Here is a 20,534-nt window from a genome sequence, read left to right as displayed (position 1 = left end):
CTCTCGACGTCGGGCACCCGGCCACACATGGCCTCTCGACGGTTGAGGGGTGGGCGCTGGAGGGTGGCCCCGGGCTAGACGACGAGGTTGAGCAGGAGCACGAGGACGAGACCGGTCACCGACAGGACCGTCTCCATGACCGACCAGGTCTTGATGGTCTGGCCGACCTTGAGGCCGAAGTACTCCTTGACGAGCCAGAAGCCGGCGTCGTTGACGTGCGAGAAGAACACCGAGCCGGCGCCGATGGCGAGGACCATGAGCGAGACCTCGTTCGTGGACATGCCGGCTGCGAGCGGGGCGAGGATTCCCGAGGCGGTGACCGTGGCCACCGTGGCCGAGCCGGTGGCGAGACGGATGAGCACCGCGACGAGCCAGGCGAGCAGGAGCACCGACAGGCCGCTGCCCGCGATCCAGGTGGCGACGAGCTGGCCGATACCGGTGTCGACGAGCGTCTGCTTGAAGCCGCCACCGGCCGCCACGATCAGGATGATGCCGGCGATCGGGCCGAGCGAGGACTCGAGGGAGGAGCTGACCTCCTTGACACCCATCCCGGCGCTGCGGCCGAGCGTGAACATCGCGAGGATGACGGCGATGAGCAGCGCGACGAGTGGCGTTCCGAGGAAGTCGAGGACGGTGCGGGCGGCGGTGCCCTTGCCGGCGAGGATGTCGGCCAGGGCCTTGCCCATCATGAGGACGACGGGCGTCAGGACGGTGAACATCGTGATGCCGAACGACGGGCGGGGGCCGTTGTCCGACGCCCGCGCCTCGAACAGGTCGGGCGCGGGCACGTCGACCCACCGGGCCGCGAACCGTGCGAACCACGGCCCGGCGAGGGCGATCGTCGGAATGGCGACCAGGATGCCGAAGCCCAGCGTCACGCCGAGGTTGGCCTTGAGGGCGTCGATGGCCACGAGCGGGCCCGGGTGCGGCGGAACCAGGCCGTGCATGGCCGAGAGGCCGGCGAGGGCGGGGATGCCGACGCGCACCACCGACTGCTGCGAGCGGCGTGCGACGAGGAAGATGACCGGCATCAGCAGGACGAGGCCGATCTCGAAGAACATCGGTAGGCCGATGATGGCGCCGACGGCGGCCATCGCCCAGGGCAGCGACCGCGTGCCGCTGCGGCCGATGATCGTGTCGACGATCTCGTCGGCGCCGCCCGAGTCGGCGAGCAGCTTGCCGAACATCGCGCCGAGCGCGATGAGGATGCCCACGCTGGCGGCCGTGCTGCCGAAGCCCTTCGAGTAGCTGTCGAGGACGGCCGCCATCGGCACGCCGGCGACGGCGCCGACGGTGAGCGATCCCAGCGTCAGCGCGAGGAACGGGTGCAGCTTGAAGCGCACGATGAGGACGACGAGCACGGCGATGCCGAGCAGTGCGGCGGGCACGAGGCGCCCGGCCGGGATGTCGGGCAGCTTGTCGGCGGCGAGGGCCGAGGTGGGCAGCAGGGAGAGCAGGTCTGCGGTCATGGGTGGGTCGCTTCCGGGTCGCGAGAGTCGAGGAGGGTGAGGGACTGGGTGACGAGGTCGTCGACGGGCTGGTCGACGTCGAGGACGGCTCCGCGTTCGCCCGGCTCGAGGGGCTCGAGCGTCGCGAACTGCGACTCGACGAGGGCCGCGGGCATGAAGTGCCCGGGGCGGCCGGYGACGCGGGCGGCGATGACGTCCGGGTCACCGTGCAGGTGCATGAAGCAGGCCTGGGGAGCTGCGGCTGCGAGGACGTCGCGGTAGGTGCGCTTGAGCGCCGAGCAGCTCGCCACGCCACCGCTCGCCGCGTGCTCGCCGAGCCACGTGGCGATGGTCGCGAGCCACGGGGCCCGGTCGTCGTCGGTCAGCGGGATGCCGGCCGACATCTTGTCGATGTTGGTCAGCGGGTGGAAGTCGTCGGCGTCCGCGAAGGGGACGCGCAGGCGCTGCGCCAGGGCCGCGCCGACGGTGGTCTTGCCCGAGCCGGACACCCCCATGACGACGACCAGGGGAGGTGGGTGGTGCTGCATGTGTTCCGTGACTCCTTCGTCCGGCTCGAACGACGTCTTCGTCGAGTCGCTCGCCCTAGGGTGCAGCAAGAAGAACGTCTTATCAAGTAATGAGTGCTAATAAAACGGTTTTAACTTCCGATGAACTCGAGCAGAACCGGCGTGTGTCAGGCTGGGTCCGTGCCCACCGACAGCCCCACCGACAGCCCCACCGACCGCTCCACCGACCGCCGACCGGCGCTCCACGCGAGCGTGCTCGACGACCTCGGCCGTCGGGTCGTCTGCGGCGAGCTGGCGGCAGGCACGGTGCTACGCATCGACCAGCTCGACGCGCGCTACGGGGTGTCCCGGTCGGTCGTGCGCGAGGCCGTCCGGGTGCTCGACTCCATGAGGCTCGTCGAGGCACGCAAGCGCGTCGGCGTCCGCGTGCTGCCGAGCACGTCGTGGAACGTCTTCGACCCACGCGTCATCCGCTGGCGCCTCGACGGGCCGGGGCGCGAGCGGCAGCTGCTCTCCCTCGGTGACGTGCGGCGCGGCGTCGAGCCCGTCGCGGCGGAGCTCGCCGCCTCCCACGCGACGCCCGACCAGTGCGGGGCCCTGGTGGGCGCGGTCATGCAGATGGCCGTGCACGCCAAGTCCGGTGACCTCGAGGCCTACCTGCTCGCCGACCAGCTCTTCCACGCGACCCTGCTCGCGGCGTCGGGCAACGAGATGCTCGCGGCGCTCTCCGACGTCGTCGGCGAGGTGCTCGCCGGCCGCACCCACCACGACCTCATGCCGTCCACCCCCAACCCCGTCGCCGTCCGCCTGCACGGAGACGTGGCCGAGGCGGTCCAGTCGGGCGACGGACCTGCGGCGGCGGCGGCGATGCAGGCCATCATCGCCGAGGCCAGCGACGCCCTCCGCGACGCGGACAGCCAGTAGGCGCAAGCCATTTCCTTCTCCAGCAGCCTTTCGGCGTATGCCGTGTGGCCGACCCCGCGCCCATCGAGCGTGTGAGGGCCGCTTGGCCTGACGGCATACGCACAGTGCCCACTCGACCTCGACGGTCGAGTGGGCACTTCGTCAGAGCCCGGTGCTCCTGCGGTCAGGCGAGGGCGTCGATGATCGCGTTGAAGGTCTGCGACGGGCGCATCACCGACGCGACCTTGGTGGCGTCGGGGCGGTAGTAGCCCCCGATGTCGACCGGGTGACCCTGGGCGTCGACGAGCTCCTGGGAGATCGTGGCGATGTTGTCCGACAGTGCCTGGGCCACCGGGGCGAACGTCTCGGCGAGGGCGGCGTCGTCGGTCTGGGCGGCGAGCTCCTGGGCCCAGTAGAGCGCGAGCCACACGTGGCTGCCGCGGTTGTCAATCTGTCCGACCTTGCGGGCCGGGCCCTTGTTCTCGTCGAGCAGCGTGCCCGTCGCACGGTCGAGCGTCTCGCCGAGCACGCGAGCCCGCGCGTTGTCGGTCACGTCGGCGAGGTGCTCGAAGCTGACGGCGAGGGCCAGGAACTCGCCCAGGCTGTCCCAGCGCAGGTAGTTCTCCTTGACGAGCTGCTGCACGTGCTTGGGAGCCGAGCCGCCGGCGCCGGTCTCGAAGAGGCCACCACCGTTGATGAGCGGGACGACCGACAGCATCTTGGCCGACGTGCCGAGCTCGAGGATCGGGAAGAGGTCGGTGAGGTAGTCACGCAGCACGTTGCCCGTGACCGAGATGGTGTCCTCGCCTTTGCGGATTCGCCCGAGGGAGTAGGCGATCGCGTCGGTCGGCTTCATGATCTCGATGGTCAGGCCGTCGGTGTCGTGCTCGGTGAGGTAGTCGTTGACCTTGGCGATGAGGTTCGCGTCGTGGGCGCGGTCGGCGTCGAGCCAGAAGATGGCCGGCGTCCCCGTGGCGCGGGCGCGCGTCACGGCGAGCTTGACCCAGTCACGGATCGGCACGTCCTTGGTCTGGCAGGCGCGCCAGATGTCGCCCGCCGAGACGGCGTGCTCGATGAGCACGGCGCCGGAGCCGTCGACGACGCGCACGGTCCCGTCGGCGGGGATCTCGAACGTCTTGTCGTGGCTGCCGTACTCCTCGGCCGCCTGCGCCATGAGGCCGACGTTGGGGACCGAGCCCATCGTCGCCGGGTCGTAGGCGCCGTGGGCGCGGCAGTCGTCGAGGACGACCTGGTAGATGCCGGCGTACGAGCTGTCGGGCAGCACGGCCAGCGTGTCCTGCTCGGCGCCGTCACGGTTCCACATGTGGCCGGACGTGCGGATCATCGCCGGCATCGACGCGTCGACGATGACGTCGCTCGGGACGTGGAGGTTGGTGATGCCCTTGTCGGAGTCGACCATCGCGATGGCCGGTCCGTCCTCGAAGCCCTTCGCCACGGCGGCCTCGACCTCGGCGCGCTCGTCGGCCGGCAGGCCCTCGACGGCCTTGAGCACGGCGCCCAGCCCGTCGTTGGGGGACGCGCCCACGGAGGCCAGCGACCCGGCATACGTCTCGAAGACGTCGGGGAAGAAGGCGCGCACGACGTGGCCGAAGATGATCGGGTCCGAGACCTTCATCATGGTGGCCTTGAGGTGCACGGAGAAGAGGACGCCGTCGGCCTTGGCGCGCTGCACCTGCTCGGAGAGGAAGTCGCGCAGCTTCGCGACGTTCATGAACGTCGCGTCGACGACCTCACCGGCGAGGACGGGGATCGACTCCTTGAGCACCGTGGTCGAGCCGTCGGTGCCGACCAGCTCGACGCGCAGGGTGTCGTCGGCAGGGATGACGACGGACTTCTCGTTGTGGCGGAAGTCGTCCTCGCGCATCGTGGCGACGTTGGTCCTGGACTCCGCGGTCCACGCGCCCATCGAGTGCGGGTGCTTGCGGGCGTAGCTCTTCACCGACGCCGGCGCGCGACGGTCCGAGTTGCCTTCGCGCAGAACGGGGTTGACGGCCGAGCCCTTGATCTTGTCGTAGGCCGCCCGCGCCGACTTCTCCGCGTCGGTGCTCGGGCTGTCGGGGTAGTCGGGCAGCGCGTATCCGGCGGCCTGCAGCTCGGCGATCGCGGCCTTGAGCTGCGGGATGGACGCCGAGACGTTGGGCAGCTTGATGATGTTGGCCTCGGGCGTCYTGGCCAGGGCGCCGAGCTCGGCCAGGGCGTCGCCGATGCGCTGCTCGGGCGTCAGGGCGTCGGGGAACGCGGCGATGATGCGACCCGAGAGCGAGATGTCCCGTGTCTCGACCTCGACGCCGGCCTGCTTGGCGAAGGCCGAGACGATGGGCAGCAGCGAGGCCGTGGCCAGGGCCGGCGCCTCGTCCGTGTGCGTGTAGATGATTGTCGAGTCCAACGCGGGTGCTCCGTTCGGGTTGCTGGCGTACCGAGATCCGAGAACGAGGATCCTGAATAAATCTTGATATCAAGATATCCGATGGGCGGCGTCCGTGGGGTCGCCGTCCCATCCTGCCGGGGTGGTCTGCCCCACGCCAGAGAACCCCGCTCTAGGGTGGAGCGGATGAGCACCGACCTGCCCAGCGATCCGCACGGCGACGCCGACGCCCGCTCCCTTACCCGCACGGTCGACCCCGCGACCGCCCGCCACCTGCACCACCTGCTCGCGACCGAGCAGCGCCGCGGCCGTCTGCCGTCGGTCGCTGCGGGCCTCGTGCGGGACGGTGCGCTCGCCTGGTCCGCCGCCATCGGCACGCTCGACGGGAGGGCCGAGGGAGAGGTCGTCGACACCGACACGCAGTACCGGATGGGCTCCATCACGAAGACGTTCGTCGCCGTGGCGGTCATGCGCCTGCGAGACGCCGGCCGTCTCGACCTGCTCGACCGCTTCGAGGACCATGTCCCCGGCTCGCAGCTCGGGGGCGCCACCGTCGCGCAGCTGCTCTCGCACGGGGCCGGGGTGCAGGCCGAGACGAACGGGCCGTGGTGGGAGCGCACCTCCGGTGGCAGCTGGGACGAGCTCGCGGGATCCCTGGTGGGACAACGCTTCCGGGCGGGCCGGCGCTTCCACTACACGAACGTCGGCTTCGCCGCTCTCGGCGAGCTCGTCGCTCGGGCGCACGGTGCCGACTGGTTCGACGTGGTCCGTCGTGACCTGCTGAACCCGCTCGGCATGACGCGCACCACGACCCGCCCCAGCGGCAAGGCCGCCCACGGACTCGCGGTGCACCCGTTCGCCGACGTCTTGATGCCCGAGCCCGAGCACGACGCCGGTGCGATGGCTCCCGCCGGTCAGCTGTGGTCGACCGTCGAGGACCTCTCCCGGTGGGCGACCTTCGCCGGCGGCGACACGGCAGAGGTCCTGTCTGCCGACACGTTGGCCGAGATGTACGAGCCGCACACGATCAACGACAACCCGGGACAGCCGTGGACCACCGCGCACGGGCTCGGCTGGCAGCTCTGGAACGTCGACGGCACGAGGTATGCCGGCCACGGCGGCTCGATGCCCGGCTTCCTCGCGGGCCTGCGCGTCGAGATCGAGTCCGGTGACGGGGTCGTCATCCTCACCAACAGCACGAGCGGCATGGGGGCCATCGCTCCCGAGCTGCTGACGGCATACCGCGAGCGGGAGCCCCGCATCGCCGAGCCGTGGCACGCCGCCGGCGACCCGTCGGTGCTCGAGCTGGTGGGCACCTGGCACTGGGGCCCGTCGGTGTCGACGGCGAAGGTCGTGGGCGAGCACCTGGTCCTCGGCGAGCCGGGCGAGGCGCGCGGTTCGCGCTTCGCCCCGACGGGTCCTGACGAGTGGGTCGGGCTCGACGGCTACTACACGGGCGAGCCGTTGCGGGTGGTGCGCTCCGCCGACGGGGCGCCGTCGCACCTCGACCTCGCGTCGTTCCGCTTCACGCGGACGCCGTACGACCCCGCGGCTGACGTGCCCGGGGGCGTGCACGAGGGCGGCTGGCACTAGTGCAGGATGCTCGCGAGCTCTCCCGGCTCCAGTGGCCGCGGCTGACCCAGCGCCTCGCCCTGCGTCCACTCACCCTCGACGACGTCGACGCGGTCCACGCGTACCGCTGCCTGCCCGAGGTCGTCGTCCACCTGAGCCATGACGTCCTGGACCGCGACCAGGTGCGGCAACGGATCGCCCAGCGCATCGAGCGGGGACGTCCCGGGGCGGCCGAACCGCTCCTCGAGCTCGCCGTCGAGGAGCTCCGGACCGGCCGCGTCGTCGGCGACGTCATGTTGCGGATCGAGCCGTGCCACAGCATCGCCCGGACGCCGACCCATGAGTGGGAGGGGACGATCGGCTACGCGCTGCACCCCGACGTCCACGGACGGGGCTTCGCAGCCGAAGCCGCTGCCGAGCTGCTCGTCATCGGTTTCCACGAGCTGCGTCTGCGCCGGATCACCGCCGACGCCTATGCCGACAACATCGCCTCGAACCGAGTCCTGCGCCGCATCGGCATGCGTCACGAGGCCACGACCCGAGCCAAGTCGCTGGGCAAGGACGGCACCTGGCTCGATGACAACACGTGGGCCCTGCTCCGCGAGGAGTGGCGCGGCTGACGTCGGCGGCACGCCTGTGAGAGGACCCGACAAACCGGGGCGCACTGGGGCGCAACGCTGTCCGACCTGCAAGGTCCCTGACGGTCGACTGGGAAAACACCTCCACCGACCGCGGGTCCCGGTCAGACTGGCTCTATCCACTGGCCCGCTCCGGGGGAGACCGGGCGACGCTGGGGCTGGGTGGCTAAGCACGGGAGTGGTCGCGATGGGAGATCGCAGGGAAGGGCAGCCGGGCATCCCCAGACGGACGTTCGTCCGGGCAGCCGGGGGCGCTGGACTGGGGTTCGTGTTCTATGCGGTGCTGCCGGGCGGCACACGGGTCGCGCTCGCCCAGCTGCCCGGCGGCACGCTGGACCCGGCGAGCATCCCGAAGTTCAGGAGCGCGTTCCGCATCCCGGCGGTCATGCCGCAGGCGGGCACGGTCAGGCTTCCCGCGGGCGGGCAGGCGGACTACTACGAGATCTCGGTGCGCCAGTTCCGGCAGCAGGTCCTGCCCGCGGGTATGCCGTCGACCACGGTCTGGGGCTATGGCCCCCTGCGCTCGCAGCACGAGAAGGGCAGCGTGACACACCACGCGCCCTCCGCGACGATCGAGGCGAGGCACGACCGGCCGGTCCGGGTGAAGTGGGTGAACGAGCTGGTCGACGGCCGCGGGCGCTACCTTCCCCACCTTCTTCCCGTCGACCCGACCCTGCACTGGGCGAACCCGCCCGGCGGCGCTCGCGACCGGGACTCACGCCCGACGCACCGGACGACGCCGGGCGCGTACACCGGCCCCGTGCCGATGGTGCCGCACCTGCACGGCGCTGCGGGGGTGGGCGACGAGAGCGACGGCTACCCCGAGGCGTGGTTCCTGCCCGCCGCCACGAACATCCCCTCGAGCTATGCCGAACACGGCTCCTGGTACGCCTACTTCGCCGGCAAGTCGAAGGCCGGCTACGGCGCCACCTGGGGTCCCGGATTCTCGGTGTTCCAGTACCCGAACCGCGACCGGGCGTCGACGAAGTGGTTCCATGACCACAGCCTCGGGATGTCGCGGGTCAACGCGTATGCCGGCCCCGTCGGCTTCTACATCATCCGCGGTGGGCCGGACGGCGACGGGGCGGTGCGGGACCGTCGGACCGGCCGCGCCGCCGTGCTCCCGGGTCCGGGGCCGCTGAAGGGGGACGCGTCTCCCGAGGCGCACGCCTGCTTCGAGATCCCCATCGGGATCCAGGACCGGGCGTTCAACACCGACGGCTCGCTCTTCTACCCGGACTCCCGGGAGTTCTTCGACGGCATCGTGCGTGACTACATTCCACGTGGCGACTTCTCGCCGCTGTGGAACCCGGAGTTCTTCGGCAACACCCTGGTGGTCAACGGCCGCGCCTGGCCCTACCTGGACGTCGAACGGCGCCGCTACCGCCTTCGGTTCCTCAACGGGTGCCAGTCCCGCTTCCTCATCCTGGACTTCCAGCAGATCCCCGGTGTCAAGGTCTGGGCGATCGGCAACGAGGGCGGGTTCCTGGCGGCACCCGTGGACCTCACCGCCGACCACGACAGCCGGCTCCTCATGGGTCCGGCCGAGCGAGCTGACGTCATCGTCGACTTCACGGGGGTGAAGACCGGGCGGTACGTGCTGCGCAACGTGGGGCCGGACGAGCCCTTTGGCGGTGGTGAGCCGGATTCGCCCCCGGGAACGGGAGACTTCGACGTGGCAGACCCCGGCACCACCGGACAGGTGATGCAGTTCCGGGTGGGCCCGGCAAGAAGCAGGGACACCACCACCCCGCCACAGTTCCTGAGGCTTCCGGCCCTCCGGCCGCTGCCGGTCGAGCAGCGCACCCGGCCCCTCGCCCTCATCGAGATCGCCGGGATCGGGTCGGACGCCCACGGGACTGAGGTGGAGGGTCCGGTACAGGCCGTCCTCGGCGTCGTCGAGGCGGGCCTGACCGTGGGTCGGGCCTATATGGATCCCGTCAGCGAGAACCCGGGTGTCGGGGACGTGGAGGTGTGGGAGATCTACAACACCACGGAGGACGCCCATCCGATCCATGTCCACCAGGTGGCGTTCGAAGTCGTGAACCGGCAGGGGCTCCTGGTCGCCGGCGGGAACGTCGTCCAGCCCATCCAGGTCGTCGGAGTCCCGACGCCTCCGCAGGCGTGGGAGTCCGGACTCAAGGACACCGTCACGGCCTACCCCGGCCAGGTGACGCGCATTCGGGCTCACTTCGAGCGTCCCGGCCAGTTCGTCTGGCACTGCCACATCCTGGAGCACGAGGACAACGAGATGATGCGCCCCTTCCGGATCGGGCCCCGCCAACCGGGGCAGCCCGGTTGACGCTCGGCACGGGGCGCTGCGCGGGGGGCGCTGGGACCGTCGCGTCGCCGACGAGGTGGGGCCAYGCGCCGGGAGGGAGTTCGGTGCGTGGCCCGCGGCCAGCCGGACCGACGGGGTGGACGTCGGTGTCGGCACGAAGGGTCCTCGATCAGCCAGAGTCAAGGACCGCGAGCGGCCCCGGTCAAGAGCTTGTGAAACCTTGGGCCAGCGACGCCGCCGGGACCTCTGGCGATGCGTCTGTGACGCCGCTGCCCGCGCTGTTCGCGGGAGCGGGGTGCGCGCGGCGCGGCCACCAGAACCGGTCGCCGAGGACGACCGCGATGGCGGGCACGAGCAGCGTCCGCACGACGAGGGTGTCGAGCAGGACGCCGACGCAGATGATGACGCCGATCTGGGCCAGCACGACGAGCGGCAGGACCCCGAGGACGGCGAAGACGGCCGCGAGCAGGATGCCGGCGCTCGTGATCACGCCGCCCGTGGCCGCCAGGCCGCGCAGCATGCCCTGCCGAGAGCCGTGCCGGCGTGACTCCTCCCGCGCCCGGGTGACGAGGAAGATGTTGTAGTCGACGCCCAGCGCCACGAGGAAGACGAAGGCGAACAGCGGGGCGCTGTCGTCGAGCGCGGAGAAGCCGAGGACCTTGGTGAAGATCCACCACGAGGCGCCGACGCTGGCGAGGAAGGTCGCGACGACGGTGGCGACCAGGACGAGCGGCGCGACGACCGAGCGGAGCAGCACGCCGAGGGCCAGCAGGACGAGGACGAGCACGAGCGGGAAGATGACGAGCCTGTCGCGGGACGAGGCCTCCGCCTGGTCGAGGGCGACGGCCTCGGTGCCCGCGACATGACTCTCGGGGAGGGCCGTGAGTGCCGCGCGCAGGGCGCGCACGGTCTCGGTCGCCTCGTCGGAGCCGGGAGGGCCCGTGATCACGGCGTCGACCTCGGCCACGCCGTCCGCCTGCTTGGCCGGTCGCGCGGCGGCGATGCCCGGGACGTTCTTGGCGGCGGACGCGACGGCGCCCGGGTCGGCTGTCGTCACGATCACCGCCGGGTCCGCGCTGCCCGCCGGGAAGGACTGGGCCAGTCGTTCGCTCGCGGCGATGGCTTCGGGCTTCTCGAGGAACTGGTCGGAGGACTTCAGGCCGGTGTCGATCGCGGCGATGCCGGCCGCCATGACGGCCAGGACCACGAGCGTCACGCTGATGATGCGCCTCGGGTGGGCAGCCACCCGGTCGCCGACCCGGCGCCAGAGGGAGTGGCCGTCCGCGAGCGCTGCCTCGCCCTCGCGCGGGACCTTGGGCCAGAAGATCCAGCGGTCGAAGAGGACGAGGGCCGCCGGCAGCACGAGCAGGACGAAGGCGGCGGCGACGACCACACCGACAGCGCACGCCAGTCCCAGGCCACGGGTCGCCGGGAAGAGGGAGAGCAGCAGCGTCAGCAGGCCGATGACGACGGTGACCGCGCTGGAGAGGACGGCTTCCGCCGTGCGGTGCAGGGCGAGCGACATGGCCTCGCGCCGGTCGGGGTGACTGCGCAGCTCGTCGCGGTAGCGCGAGATGAGCAGCAGGGCGTAGTCGGTGCCGGCACCGAAGACGAGGACCGAGAGGATGCCGATGGTCGACTCGTCCCAGACGATGGAGAATGCCGCGAGCGTGTGCGTCGCGATCACGGCTGCGAGTCGGTCCGCGACGCCCACGACGAGGAGCGGGAAGATCCAGAGGATCGGGCTGCGATACGTCAGCACGAGCAGCAGGGCGACGACGGAGGCGGTGGCGATGAGCAGGCGGGTGTTCGCGCCCTCGAAGACCGCGGCGAGGTCCGCCTGGACGGCTGCCGGGCCGGTGACCTGTGCGGTGACCCCCTCGGGCAGATCCGCCTTGACGCTCGTGCGGATGTCACGCACCCGCTCGGCCGTGGCCGTCGCATCGGTCGCGTCGACGGGGACGACTGCCAGCGCGGCGGTGCCGTCGTCGCTGCGCTGGACGGGTGCTCGGCCGTCGGCGGGCAGCTGTGACAAGCGCCCCTCGATGGCAGTGAGGTCGGCCGGGCTCAGGGTGCCGGATGCCTTGCTGAAGAGCACCACGGCCGTGGATCCTTCGGCGTCAGGGAGCCGGTCGCGCAGCTGGAGCGCCGCCGCGCTGTCGGAGCCGATGGGCAGGGCGTCGGTCGAGCTGGCCGTCCGCTGGGCCTCGCCCACCGCGCTCACCACGCCCATCGCCCCGGCCAGGGCCAGGACGACGATGGCCACGGCCCACCGCTTGCGCGTGATCCTGTCGGTCACAGAGCGCACACCACACCTCCGGATAGCATGAGTAACGGGGTTACTCAGTAGATTACTAAGTTGGTGAGTGATATTAACAGCACGGACACTGCCGGGACACCCCCGGCCCCGAGGCGTACCGGCCGCGGGAGGGGCGCCACGGTCGACCCCGAACGGCCAGACCCCGGTGATGGCCTCCCCGGCGTCGGGCTCGTCCCCGGCGTGCCGGCGTGGCGGACGACGGGCACGTTGTCGGCGCTGCAGGAGCTCGTCGAGGTGTCCGAGACCGTGCCTGCCGTGGTCGCTCGTCAGGCCGGACTCAGCACCTCCGAGCTGCACTCGCTGCGCCACCTCATGCGCGGACCGGTCGGACCCGTCGACCTCGCCAAGCTGCTCGGGGTGACGTCGGCCGCGTCGTCCGGTGTCGTGGACCGCCTCGTGAATCGAGGACACGCCGAGCGTCGGCCTCACCCGGACGACGGTCGGCGCACCGCGGTGGTCATCACCGACAGCGGCCGCGCCGAGGTTCTCGCCCGGATGACGCCGATGTTCGAGAGCCTCGCGGCGCTCGACGCGACGCTGGACGAGCATGACCGCGAGGTCGTCGAGCGCTACCTGCGCGGTGCGACGGCAGCCATGAGGAACCTGATGGCCTGATCGACAGGCCGCACGAGCCGGTTGCCGTGGCCGTGGCCGTCCGGTCAGAGGTGCGCGTCAACAGCCTCGGCGGCCCGTTGACCGGAGACCAGCGCGCCCTGGATCGAGGCGGTGTCGCGATGGTCGCCGCAGACGAAGACGCCGTCCCCGAGCGCGACCGGGGCGCGGACCGCGAGCGGTGGGGTCATCGCCGGCAGGGCCGCGTCGACCCGGTGGCGGGTGACGACGCGCCAGCCGGACGTGTCGCACCCGTAGATCTCGCCGACGTGGCGCAGGACGTCCGCCTCCGGGGCGTCGCCGTCCGGCCGGTCGAGCAGGCACGTCGCCTCGACGAGGTGCTTCGTCGGTGGGGCGTAGCTGGGGGCGGCCGCGGTCAGGACGGCGGTGTTCCAGACCGGACCGGGCGGGACCGGGTCGTGGCGACGGCCGTCGACGGCGACGAACGGCAGGGTGTGGGGCGGCTCCGGCGCCTCGAACCACCACGTGACGAGGCCCTTGGTCACCGGCTCGGGCAGCGTCGTGAGGTGTGCCGCCCCGACCGGGTCGGTGGCGACGACGGCGCTGCGTGCGCAGAGGCGTTGGCCGTCGACGCGGATGTCGACGCCGCCGTGGACGGGGGTGATGGTCTCGACGTGGCTCTGCAGCCGCACGCGGTCAGCCAGTGGTCTGGCCACCTGTTCGGGCAGGGCCTGCATCCCCGTCGCCGGGACGGCAGGCCTGCCCAGCGCGAACATCCGCACGAGCAGCTTCGTGAAGTTGGCGGAGGACCCGCCGTGGCTGTCGACCAGGACACCGGCGAGGAACGGGTCGAGGACCTCGTGTCTCAGCCGACCCGTGACGCCGGCCTCGTCCAAGGATGCGGCGAGGGTCGAGTCGCGCTGTGCCAGAACGGTCTTGGGGTCAGCGATCACGCGTGCGGTCCACCGTGTGACGCCGGCCAGCTCGCGCGGGTGCAGGTAGCCGCTGCGCATCGTCTGGGCCATCAGCCGGGGCTCGCGGATGGGGTCCGCGACGACCTGCAGCCCGTCGCTGCGGCGCACGAGCACCCCGGAACCGAAGGGCTTGAGGTCGAGCGTCGACACGTCCACCCACCGCCGCACCGCCGGGTAGGCGGGGTTGAGCACCTGGAAGCCGCGGTCACAGCGGAAGCCGTCGACGACGTCGGTGCGGATGCGCCCACCGACCGCGTCGTTCGACTCGAGGACGATGACCTCGTGACCCAGCTCGGTCAGACGCCGCGCGCACCTCAGCCCGGCCAGCCCAGCCCCGACGATGACGACGTCAGCGTCCACGAAACAACCACCCCCACTGCTCGAGTCCGACCCCCGTCGCAGCGTAGACCTCGGGTGCCCGCCGTGGGCCTACAGCGTTGGAACATCCCGTCGGGTCGGCTCTAGCCGCGAAGACGTACCGAGAGGCAGGTGACGCAGCCCTCGAGCTTCTCGAACTCGGAGATGTCGACGGTCGTGACGTCGTGACCGCGGGCCGCGAGGAGCTGGGCGGTGCGGGGCGCCGACGCGGACATGAGCACGGACATGCCGCCCAGCAGCACGACATGGGCGCCCGACTCCTCTGGGACAGCGAGGAACTCGGGCCACACCGTCGGGTCGTCGACGACCGGAGGATAGCCCAGGACGGTCCCGTCCGGGAGCGCCGTCACCGCCGACTTGAGGTGCAGCACCTTCGACACCGGGACCGGGACGACCTCGACCCGATGGCCGCTCAGGGCCCGGCGCAGCTGCTCGACACCCGAGAGGTTGGTCCGCCCGCCGACGCCGACCCACACGACGTGTCCGTGCTTGAGCACGTCCCCACCGTCGAGCGTCCCCGGCTCCTCGACCTCGACCGTGCGGTAGCCGTATGCCGTCACGGCCTCGCGCACGCCGACGCGTTCACCGCGACGCCCGGGCGCACCGGACCGGCACAGCACCGCGACGTCACCGTGCACGACGACCTGGTCCTCGATGAAGACGCCGTCGGGGCAGTCGTCGGCCGGTGGCGCCTCGACGACCGACCAGCCGCGCCGGCGGAGCACGTCGACGTACTCCTGCCACTGCCGGAGGGCCAGCTCCCCGTCGACCGACCCGGAGCGCTCGATGTGCGTCACGATCCCGTCCGCGAGTCGGGGTGAGGGACGGCGGACGAGGGCAAGGCGGCGGTGCACGCGCTCACTCTAGGGGCGGCATACGGTGGAAGCGCCCGGCGTGGCTCGGCACCGGGGGACACCCTCTCCTGGAAGCGACTTGACCCTCACGCCGCGTGAGGCGGCAGTCTCGATCCCATGACCGGAAGGACGCACGAGATGACCACCTGGACGGTGGGGCAGGTCGCCGACCTCTTCGACGTGACGGTGCGCACGCTGCACCACTACGACGAGATCGGCCTGCTCGTCCCGAGCGAGCGGTCGCGGGCGGGCTACCGGCTCTACACCGCCGAGGACCTCACGCGGCTCCAGCAGGTCGTGGTCTACCGGCGGCTCGAGATGCCGCTCGACGAGATCGCGACCCTGCTCGAGGGTGGCGAGGACGCCGCCGACCACCTGCGCCGACAGCGCGGCACGGTCATGCAACGGCTCGGCGAGCTCACCGAGCTCGTCGCGGCCATCGACCGAGCACTGGAGAGAGAGATGAGCGAACAGCCCGCCACGACCGAGGACCTCAAGGAGCTCTTCGGTGACGGCTTCGAGGACGAGTACCAGCAGGAGGCCCAGGAGCGCTGGGGCGAGACCGACGCGTGGAAGCAGTCGCGGTCCCGGACCGGGCGCTACACGAAGGCCGACTGGGCCGAGGTCAAGGCCGAGGCGGACGCGGTCAACGCGGCGTTCGTCGCCGCGCTGTCCTCGGGCGAGCCCGCCACGAGCGAGCGCGCCATGGACGCGGCGGAGCAGCACCGGCTGCACATCCACGACCGCTTCTACGACCTCGACCACACCTTCCACCGGGGGCTCGCGGACATGTACGTCGCGGACCCGCGCTTCACGAAGACGTACGAGGACATCGCACCCGGTCTGGCGGCATACGTCCGCGACGCGATCCACGCCAACGCCGACAGGCACGCGTCGCGCGGCTGAGCACGGCGCCGCGCCTGCCCGACAGGTGAACGCGGCGGGGGAGGGCCGTCTCCCTCGCCGTAACCTTGGGCCATGCGAGTTGGAGTCTTCGGTGCAACGGGTCAGGTCGGCGGGGTCATGCGCGCCCTTCTCGAGGAGCGCGACTTCCCGGTGACGCAGGTGCGGTTCTTCGCGTCCGCGCGCTCGGCCGGCACGACCCTACGGTTCAAGGGTGAGGACGTCGTCGTCGAGGACTCGGCGACGGCCGACTTCGCCGGCATCGACATCGCCCTCTTCTCGAATGGTGGCGCAGCGAGCAAGGTGCTGGCGCCCAGGGTCGCCGCGGCCGGCGCGACCGTCATCGACAACTCGAGCGCGTGGCGCAAGGACCCCGAGGTCCCGCTCGTCGTCTCAGAGGTCAACGCCGCCGACCTCGACGACATCCCCAAGGGCATCGTCGCCAACCCCAACTGCACGACGATGGCCGCGATGCCGGTGCTCAAGCCGCTCCACGACAGGGCCGGTCTCGTGCGCCTCCACGTCAGCAGCTACCAGGCCGTCAGCGGCTCCGGTGGAGCGGGCGTCCAGGAGCTCGACCGCCAGCTCAAGGGGGCGTATGCCGCGGGCGACCCCACCGGGCTCGCGCTCGACGGGCGCGCGGTGACCGTCCCCGAGGCCGAGCTGTATGCCGTGCCGGTCGGTTTCAACGTCGTCCCCCTCGCGGGGTCGGTCGTCGACGACGGCTCGCTCGAGACCGACGAGGAGCAGAAGCTGCGCAACGAGTCGCGCAAGATCCTGCACGCCCCCGACCTGCGCGTCTCGGGAACGTGCGTGCGCGTGCCCGTCTTCACCGGCCACAGCCTCGCGATCCACGCCGAGTTCGCCGACGACATCACGCCGGACGAGGCGCTCGACCTGCTCAAGAACGCGCCCGGTGTGATCGTCACCGACGTGCCCAACCCGCTCGAGGCGGCCGGCCGCGACGAGGTCCTCGTCGGCCGCGTCCGCGCCGACCAGGCGGCTCCCGAGGGCAAGGGCCTCGTGCTCTTCGTCGTCGGCGACAACCTTCGCAAGGGTGCGGCCCTCAACGCCGTCCAGATCGCCGAGGAGCTCCTCGCCCGTCGCTGAGCCGTCGCTGAGCCGTCGCTGAGGTGTGGCGAGGTGTGGGGACGCGAGTGACGGTGGGGTCGCATAGGGTCGGAGCGTGACGGAGATCCTCGCGGCCGCGACCCACCGAGTCGACACTGCCCCCGGGCTCTTCGTCTGCTTCGAGGGTGGCGACGGGGCCGGCAAGTCGACCCAGGCGCGGCTGCTCGCCGAGGTGCTCGAGCAGCGCGGACGCGGGGTCGTCGTGACCCGCCAGCCGGGCGGCACCCCGCTCGGCGGGCAGATCCGCGAGCTGGTCCTCCACGGCGACCACGTCGCGGCCCGCGCCGAGGCGCTGCTCTTCGCCGCCGACAAGGCCCACCACGTCGACCAGCTCATCAAGCCGGCGCTCGCGCGCGGCAGCGTCGTCATCACCGACCGCTACGTCGACAGCTCCATCACCTACCAGGGCGCCGGCCGCGAGCTCGGGCGCGACGAGATCACCGCGCTGCAGCACTGGGCCGTCGGCGGTCTGCTGCCCGACCTCACCATCGTGCTCGACGTCACGCCGGAGGTGGGGCGCGAGCGCCGCGGCGACGTCCACGACCGACTCGAGTCCGAGGCCGACGCCTTCCACGGCGCGGTCCGCCGCGGCTACCTCGAGCTGGCCGCAGCCGACCCGGAGCGCTACCTCGTCCTCGACGCGAGCCAGCCGGTCGAGCGTCTGCAGGCCGCCGTCCTCGACGGCGTCGACCGCGTCCTTGCGCGTCGATGAGCGCGTCGATGAGCGCGTCGATGAGCGTCTGGGACGACCTCGTCGGTCAGGAGCCCACCATCGAGACGCTGTCACGTGCCGTGAGCGACGAGTCTGCGATGACGCACGCGTGGCTCTTCACCGGTCCACCCGGCTCGGGGCGCTCGACGGCGGCCCGCGCGTTCGCGGCCGCCCTCCAGTGCCCCGAGGGCGGGTGCGGCCGCTGCCGCGAGTGCCGCACCGCCCTCGACGGCAGCCACGCCGACGTCAAGGTCGTGGCCACCGAGGGCCTGTCGATCAAGGTCGCCGAGGCCCGCGCGCTCGTCCAGGAAGCCGCGCTCCGACCGTCCGTCGGTCGCTGGCGGATCATCATCATCGAGGACGCCGACCGTCTCACCGCCTACACCGACGCCCCCGCCGACGCGTTGCTCAAGGCGTTGGAGGAGCCGACGCCCCGCACCGTCTGGATGCTCTGCGCGCCGAGCCTCGAGGACGTCATCGTCACGATCCGCTCGCGCTCACGCCACGTGCGCCTGCGCACGCCCCCGGTCGAGGCCGTCGCCGAGCTGCTCCAGCGCCGCGACGGTGTCGATCCCGCCATGGCCCTGTATGCCGCCCGCGCCGCCCAGTCGCACGTCGGCCTCGCGCGCCGGCTGGCCCGCGACGAGCAGGCCCGCATCCGCCGCCGCGACGTCATCGCCATGGCGACGAAGATCCTCGGCGTCGGCGATGCCATCGGCGCGGCCGCCGACCTCGCGCAGATCGCCGACGAGGAGTCGACCGCCTCCAGCGCCGAGCGCGACGCCGCCGAGCGGGCCCGTCTCATGGAGACCCTGGGCGCCGACCCGACCGCCCGCAACCAGCCACCCCACATCCGCTCGCAGGTCGCAGCGCTCGAGCGCGAGCAGAAGACCCGCGCCACCCGCGCGGCGCGCGACGTGGKCGACCGGGCCCTGGTCGACCTCACCTCGGTCTACCGTGACGCGCTCGTGCTGCGCCTGCGCTCGGACGTCGACCTCGTCAACCCCGACGCCGTCGACAAGGTGCGAGCGCTCGCCGGCGTGTTCGGTCCCGAGCAGCTGCTCGGCGCGATGGACGCCATCAACGAGGCGCGGGACCGCATCAACGCCAACGTGCCGCCGCTCCTCGCCCTCGAGGCCATGGCCCTGCAGCTGCGCGTGCCGCGCGACCTCGGGGTGTGACGCGCAACGCAGGCGGGAAACGTCCCCCCGGCCACACGGCATACGGGGTCCTGCGGTCACGAGGCGAGCGGGAAGCGGCCGCGGACAGGTCGACCGGTTACGGTTTCGGGCATGACGACACGCCCTGCCGCGATCTCCCGCGCCCTCACCGCCGCCGTGGCGGCCCTGGCGCTGGTGCTGGCTGCAGCCGGCTGTTCGACGACCGACGCGCCCGTCGCGCCGTCGACGAAGTCGGGGATCCCCGCCGCCACGGCGCCGCCCACCCAGGCGCTCGCCCCGTACTACGCGCAGAAGCTCGACTGGAAGAAGTGCGGCAACCTCGAGTGCGCCGACCTCCGGGTCCCGCTCGACCATGCCGCGCCCGACCCCTCCAAGGACCTCACGATCAAGGTGGCGCGGGTCAAGGCCCGTGACCAGGACAAGCGTCTGGGCTCGCTCCTCGTCAACCCGGGAGGCCCCGGCGCGTCCGGCATCGACTACGTCCGCGGTGGGGCCGACACGATCGGTGGCCCGGATGTCCGCCGCTACTTCGACCTCGTCGGTTTCGACCCGCGCGGTGTGGGGCGCTCCGACCCGATCGACTGCCTCAGCGACAAGGGGCTCGACCAGTTCCTCGCGGCCGACCCCACGCCGGACGACGCGGGTGAGGAGCAGGCGCTGCTGACGCAGGCCAAGGCGATGGCCGACGGCTGCCAGGCCGACAACCCCGATCTCGTCAAGCACCTCTCGACGGCCGACGCCGCGCGTGACATGGACATCCTGCGGGCCGCCGTCGGCGACACGCAGCTGAACTACCTCGGCAAGTCCTACGGCACGTTCCTCGGCTCCACCTACGCCGGGCTCTTCCCGCAGCGCGTCGGTCGGGTCGTCCTCGACGGCGTCGTCCCTCCCGACCTGACCAGTGCCGAGCTCGGCGAGGGACAGGCCCGCGGCTTCCAGATCGCGACGAAGGCCTACATCGACAACTGCGTCGTCGAGGACTGCCCCCTCGGCACCACCCCCGAGGCCGCCCTCGAGGGCCTCGACGACTTCTTCCGGCAGGTCGACCGCCAGCCGCTGCCCACCGGCGACCCGAGCGCGCCCCTGCTCACCGAGGGCTGGGCTCGCCTCGGCGTCGCCGTCGCGCTCTACGACCAGGGTGCGTGGGGCGTGCTCACCGACGCGCTGAGGGAGGCGAAGTCCGGCAACGGCCAGAGCCTGATGCAGCTCGCCGACGCGTACGCCCAGCGACGCCCGGGGGGTGGCTACGACGGCAACCTCATGGAGTCGATCTTCGCCGTCAACTGCCTCGACCGGCCCGACAGCCCCAACCTGTCCGCGTACGAGACGTATGCCAAGGACTTCTCCGTCAAGGCGCCGACGTGGGGCGCGAACCTTGCGTGGGGAGCGCTGCCGTGCGGCGTGTGGCCGGTGCAGTCCACCGACGGCCCGCACAAGATCAGCGCCGCCGGGAGCGATCCCATCGTCGTCGTCGGCACGACGCGCGACCCCGCGACGATCTACGAGTGGTCCAAGCGACTGCGCGACCAGCTCGACAACGCCGTGCTCGTGTCCTTCGACGGCGACGGTCACACCGCCTACGGTCGGAGCAACACCTGCGTCGACAGCGCCATCGACGCCTACTACGTGCAGGGGCGCGTGCCCAAGGACGGACTCAAGTGCTGAACGAGGACCCGCGGCCCGACGACCTCCCGGACGGGCCGCCGGGGTATGCCGCCCTGCCGCCCGACTACCCGCCGCCCTCCCCGAGCGC

At 71.7% G+C, this 20,534-nt stretch carries 16 protein-coding genes; 10 read left to right on the top strand and 6 right to left on the bottom strand.

What is annotated here, in order from left to right; all coding sequences use genetic code 11:
• Window positions 1–74: 74 nt before the first annotated feature.
• Together AC1DP0_RS03800 and AC1DP0_RS03795 are read right to left on the bottom strand one after the other, a co-directional pair.
• Entirely contained in the window at window positions 75–1,469 is a 1,395-nt protein-coding gene (locus AC1DP0_RS03800) for a GntP family permease (protein WP_478082557.1), read from the bottom strand.
• Window positions 1,466–1,996: a gluconokinase gene (locus AC1DP0_RS03795; RefSeq protein ID WP_478082556.1), complete on the bottom strand. Its 531-nt coding sequence runs from the start codon at window positions 1,994–1,996 to the stop codon at window positions 1,466–1,468. The genes AC1DP0_RS03800 and AC1DP0_RS03795 overlap by 4 nt, the downstream gene beginning before the upstream one ends.
• A 159-nt stretch (window positions 1,997–2,155) precedes the next feature.
• Between AC1DP0_RS03795 and AC1DP0_RS03790 the strand changes: the two genes are divergently transcribed.
• Complete coding sequence (locus AC1DP0_RS03790) at window positions 2,156–2,899, top strand: FadR/GntR family transcriptional regulator (protein ID WP_478082555.1); 744 nt, start codon at window positions 2,156–2,158, stop codon at window positions 2,897–2,899.
• A 163-nt stretch (window positions 2,900–3,062) separates the two neighbouring features.
• Here AC1DP0_RS03790 and AC1DP0_RS03785 read toward each other — a convergent pair whose 3' ends face one another.
• Complete coding sequence (locus AC1DP0_RS03785) at window positions 3,063–5,285, bottom strand: NADP-dependent isocitrate dehydrogenase (RefSeq protein ID WP_478082554.1); 2,223 nt, start codon at window positions 5,283–5,285, stop codon at window positions 3,063–3,065.
• Between the two features lie 165 nt (window positions 5,286–5,450).
• Between AC1DP0_RS03785 and AC1DP0_RS03780 the strand changes: the two genes are divergently transcribed.
• The 3 genes from AC1DP0_RS03780 to AC1DP0_RS03770 all read left to right on the top strand — a co-directional run bounded on the left by AC1DP0_RS03780 (window position 5,451) and on the right by AC1DP0_RS03770 (window position 9,776).
• Window positions 5,451–6,857, top strand: coding sequence for a serine hydrolase domain-containing protein (locus AC1DP0_RS03780; RefSeq protein ID WP_478082553.1), 1,407 nt, complete (start codon window positions 5,451–5,453; stop codon window positions 6,855–6,857).
• Window positions 6,857–7,456: a GNAT family N-acetyltransferase gene (locus AC1DP0_RS03775; RefSeq protein WP_478082552.1), complete on the top strand. Its 600-nt coding sequence runs from the start codon at window positions 6,857–6,859 to the stop codon at window positions 7,454–7,456. Before AC1DP0_RS03780 ends, AC1DP0_RS03775 begins: the two co-directional genes overlap by 1 nt.
• 286 nt (window positions 7,457–7,742) lie before the next feature.
• Complete coding sequence (locus AC1DP0_RS03770) at window positions 7,743–9,776, top strand: multicopper oxidase family protein (RefSeq protein WP_478082551.1); 2,034 nt, start codon at window positions 7,743–7,745, stop codon at window positions 9,774–9,776.
• Between the two features lie 181 nt (window positions 9,777–9,957).
• Here AC1DP0_RS03770 and AC1DP0_RS03765 read toward each other — a convergent pair whose 3' ends face one another.
• Window positions 9,958–12,054: an MMPL family transporter gene (locus tag AC1DP0_RS03765; RefSeq protein ID WP_478082550.1), complete on the bottom strand. Its 2,097-nt coding sequence runs from the start codon at window positions 12,052–12,054 to the stop codon at window positions 9,958–9,960.
• A 201-nt stretch (window positions 12,055–12,255) separates the two neighbouring features.
• On the opposite strand from AC1DP0_RS03765, the gene AC1DP0_RS03760 reads away from it, so the two are divergent.
• A complete protein-coding gene (locus AC1DP0_RS03760) occupies window positions 12,256–12,690 on the top strand; it encodes a MarR family winged helix-turn-helix transcriptional regulator (RefSeq protein WP_478082549.1) in 435 nt (144 codons plus the stop codon).
• Window positions 12,691–12,734: 44 nt separating this feature from the next.
• Here AC1DP0_RS03760 and AC1DP0_RS03755 read toward each other — a convergent pair whose 3' ends face one another.
• Both AC1DP0_RS03755 and ddaH read right to left on the bottom strand, forming a co-directional pair.
• Window positions 12,735–13,982: an NAD(P)/FAD-dependent oxidoreductase gene (locus AC1DP0_RS03755; RefSeq protein WP_478082548.1), complete on the bottom strand. Its 1,248-nt coding sequence runs from the start codon at window positions 13,980–13,982 to the stop codon at window positions 12,735–12,737.
• A gap of 101 nt (window positions 13,983–14,083) precedes the next feature.
• Window positions 14,084–14,854: a dimethylargininase gene (gene ddaH, locus AC1DP0_RS03750; RefSeq protein ID WP_478082547.1), complete on the bottom strand. Its 771-nt coding sequence runs from the start codon at window positions 14,852–14,854 to the stop codon at window positions 14,084–14,086.
• A gap of 138 nt (window positions 14,855–14,992) precedes the next feature.
• Here ddaH and AC1DP0_RS03745 point away from each other — a divergent pair, with 138 nt between their 5' ends.
• From AC1DP0_RS03745 to AC1DP0_RS03725, 5 genes are all read left to right on the top strand, one after another.
• Complete coding sequence (locus tag AC1DP0_RS03745; protein ID WP_478082546.1) at window positions 14,993–15,760, top strand: MerR family transcriptional regulator; 768 nt, start codon at window positions 14,993–14,995, stop codon at window positions 15,758–15,760.
• Window positions 15,761–15,832: 72 nt separating this feature from the next.
• A complete protein-coding gene (locus AC1DP0_RS03740) occupies window positions 15,833–16,867 on the top strand; it encodes an aspartate-semialdehyde dehydrogenase (protein ID WP_478082545.1) in 1,035 nt (344 codons plus the stop codon).
• A 76-nt stretch (window positions 16,868–16,943) separates the two neighbouring features.
• Window positions 16,944–17,600, top strand: a complete 657-nt coding sequence (gene tmk, locus AC1DP0_RS03735; RefSeq protein WP_478082544.1) for a dTMP kinase — start codon at window positions 16,944–16,946, stop codon at window positions 17,598–17,600.
• Between the two features lie 20 nt (window positions 17,601–17,620).
• A complete protein-coding gene (locus tag AC1DP0_RS03730) occupies window positions 17,621–18,781 on the top strand; it encodes a DNA polymerase III subunit delta' (protein WP_478082543.1) in 1,161 nt (386 codons plus the stop codon).
• 111 nt (window positions 18,782–18,892) lie between these two features.
• Window positions 18,893–20,446, top strand: a complete 1,554-nt coding sequence (locus tag AC1DP0_RS03725; protein ID WP_478082542.1) for an alpha/beta hydrolase — start codon at window positions 18,893–18,895, stop codon at window positions 20,444–20,446.
• Window positions 20,447–20,534 lie beyond the last annotated feature (88 nt).

The organism is Terrabacter sp. P5_B1 (assembly GCF_056400505.1).
Note: the sequence above shows the minus strand (reverse complement) of the source record. Positions and strands in the feature narration are given on the sequence as shown.

Excerpts from the sequence above, each read along its gene's own strand:
- AC1DP0_RS03800 (WP_478082557.1), bottom strand. The coding sequence starts at position 1,469 with ATGACCGCAGACCTGCTCTCCCTGCTGCCCACCTCGGCCCTCGCCGCC.
- AC1DP0_RS03780 (WP_478082553.1), top strand. The coding sequence starts at position 5,451 with ATGAGCACCGACCTGCCCAGCGATCCGCACGGCGACGCCGACGCCCGC.
- AC1DP0_RS03745 (WP_478082546.1), top strand. The coding sequence starts at position 14,993 with ATGACCACCTGGACGGTGGGGCAGGTCGCCGACCTCTTCGACGTGACG.
- AC1DP0_RS03740 (WP_478082545.1), top strand. The coding sequence starts at position 15,833 with ATGCGAGTTGGAGTCTTCGGTGCAACGGGTCAGGTCGGCGGGGTCATG.
- AC1DP0_RS03725 (WP_478082542.1), top strand. The coding sequence starts at position 18,893 with ATGACGACACGCCCTGCCGCGATCTCCCGCGCCCTCACCGCCGCCGTG.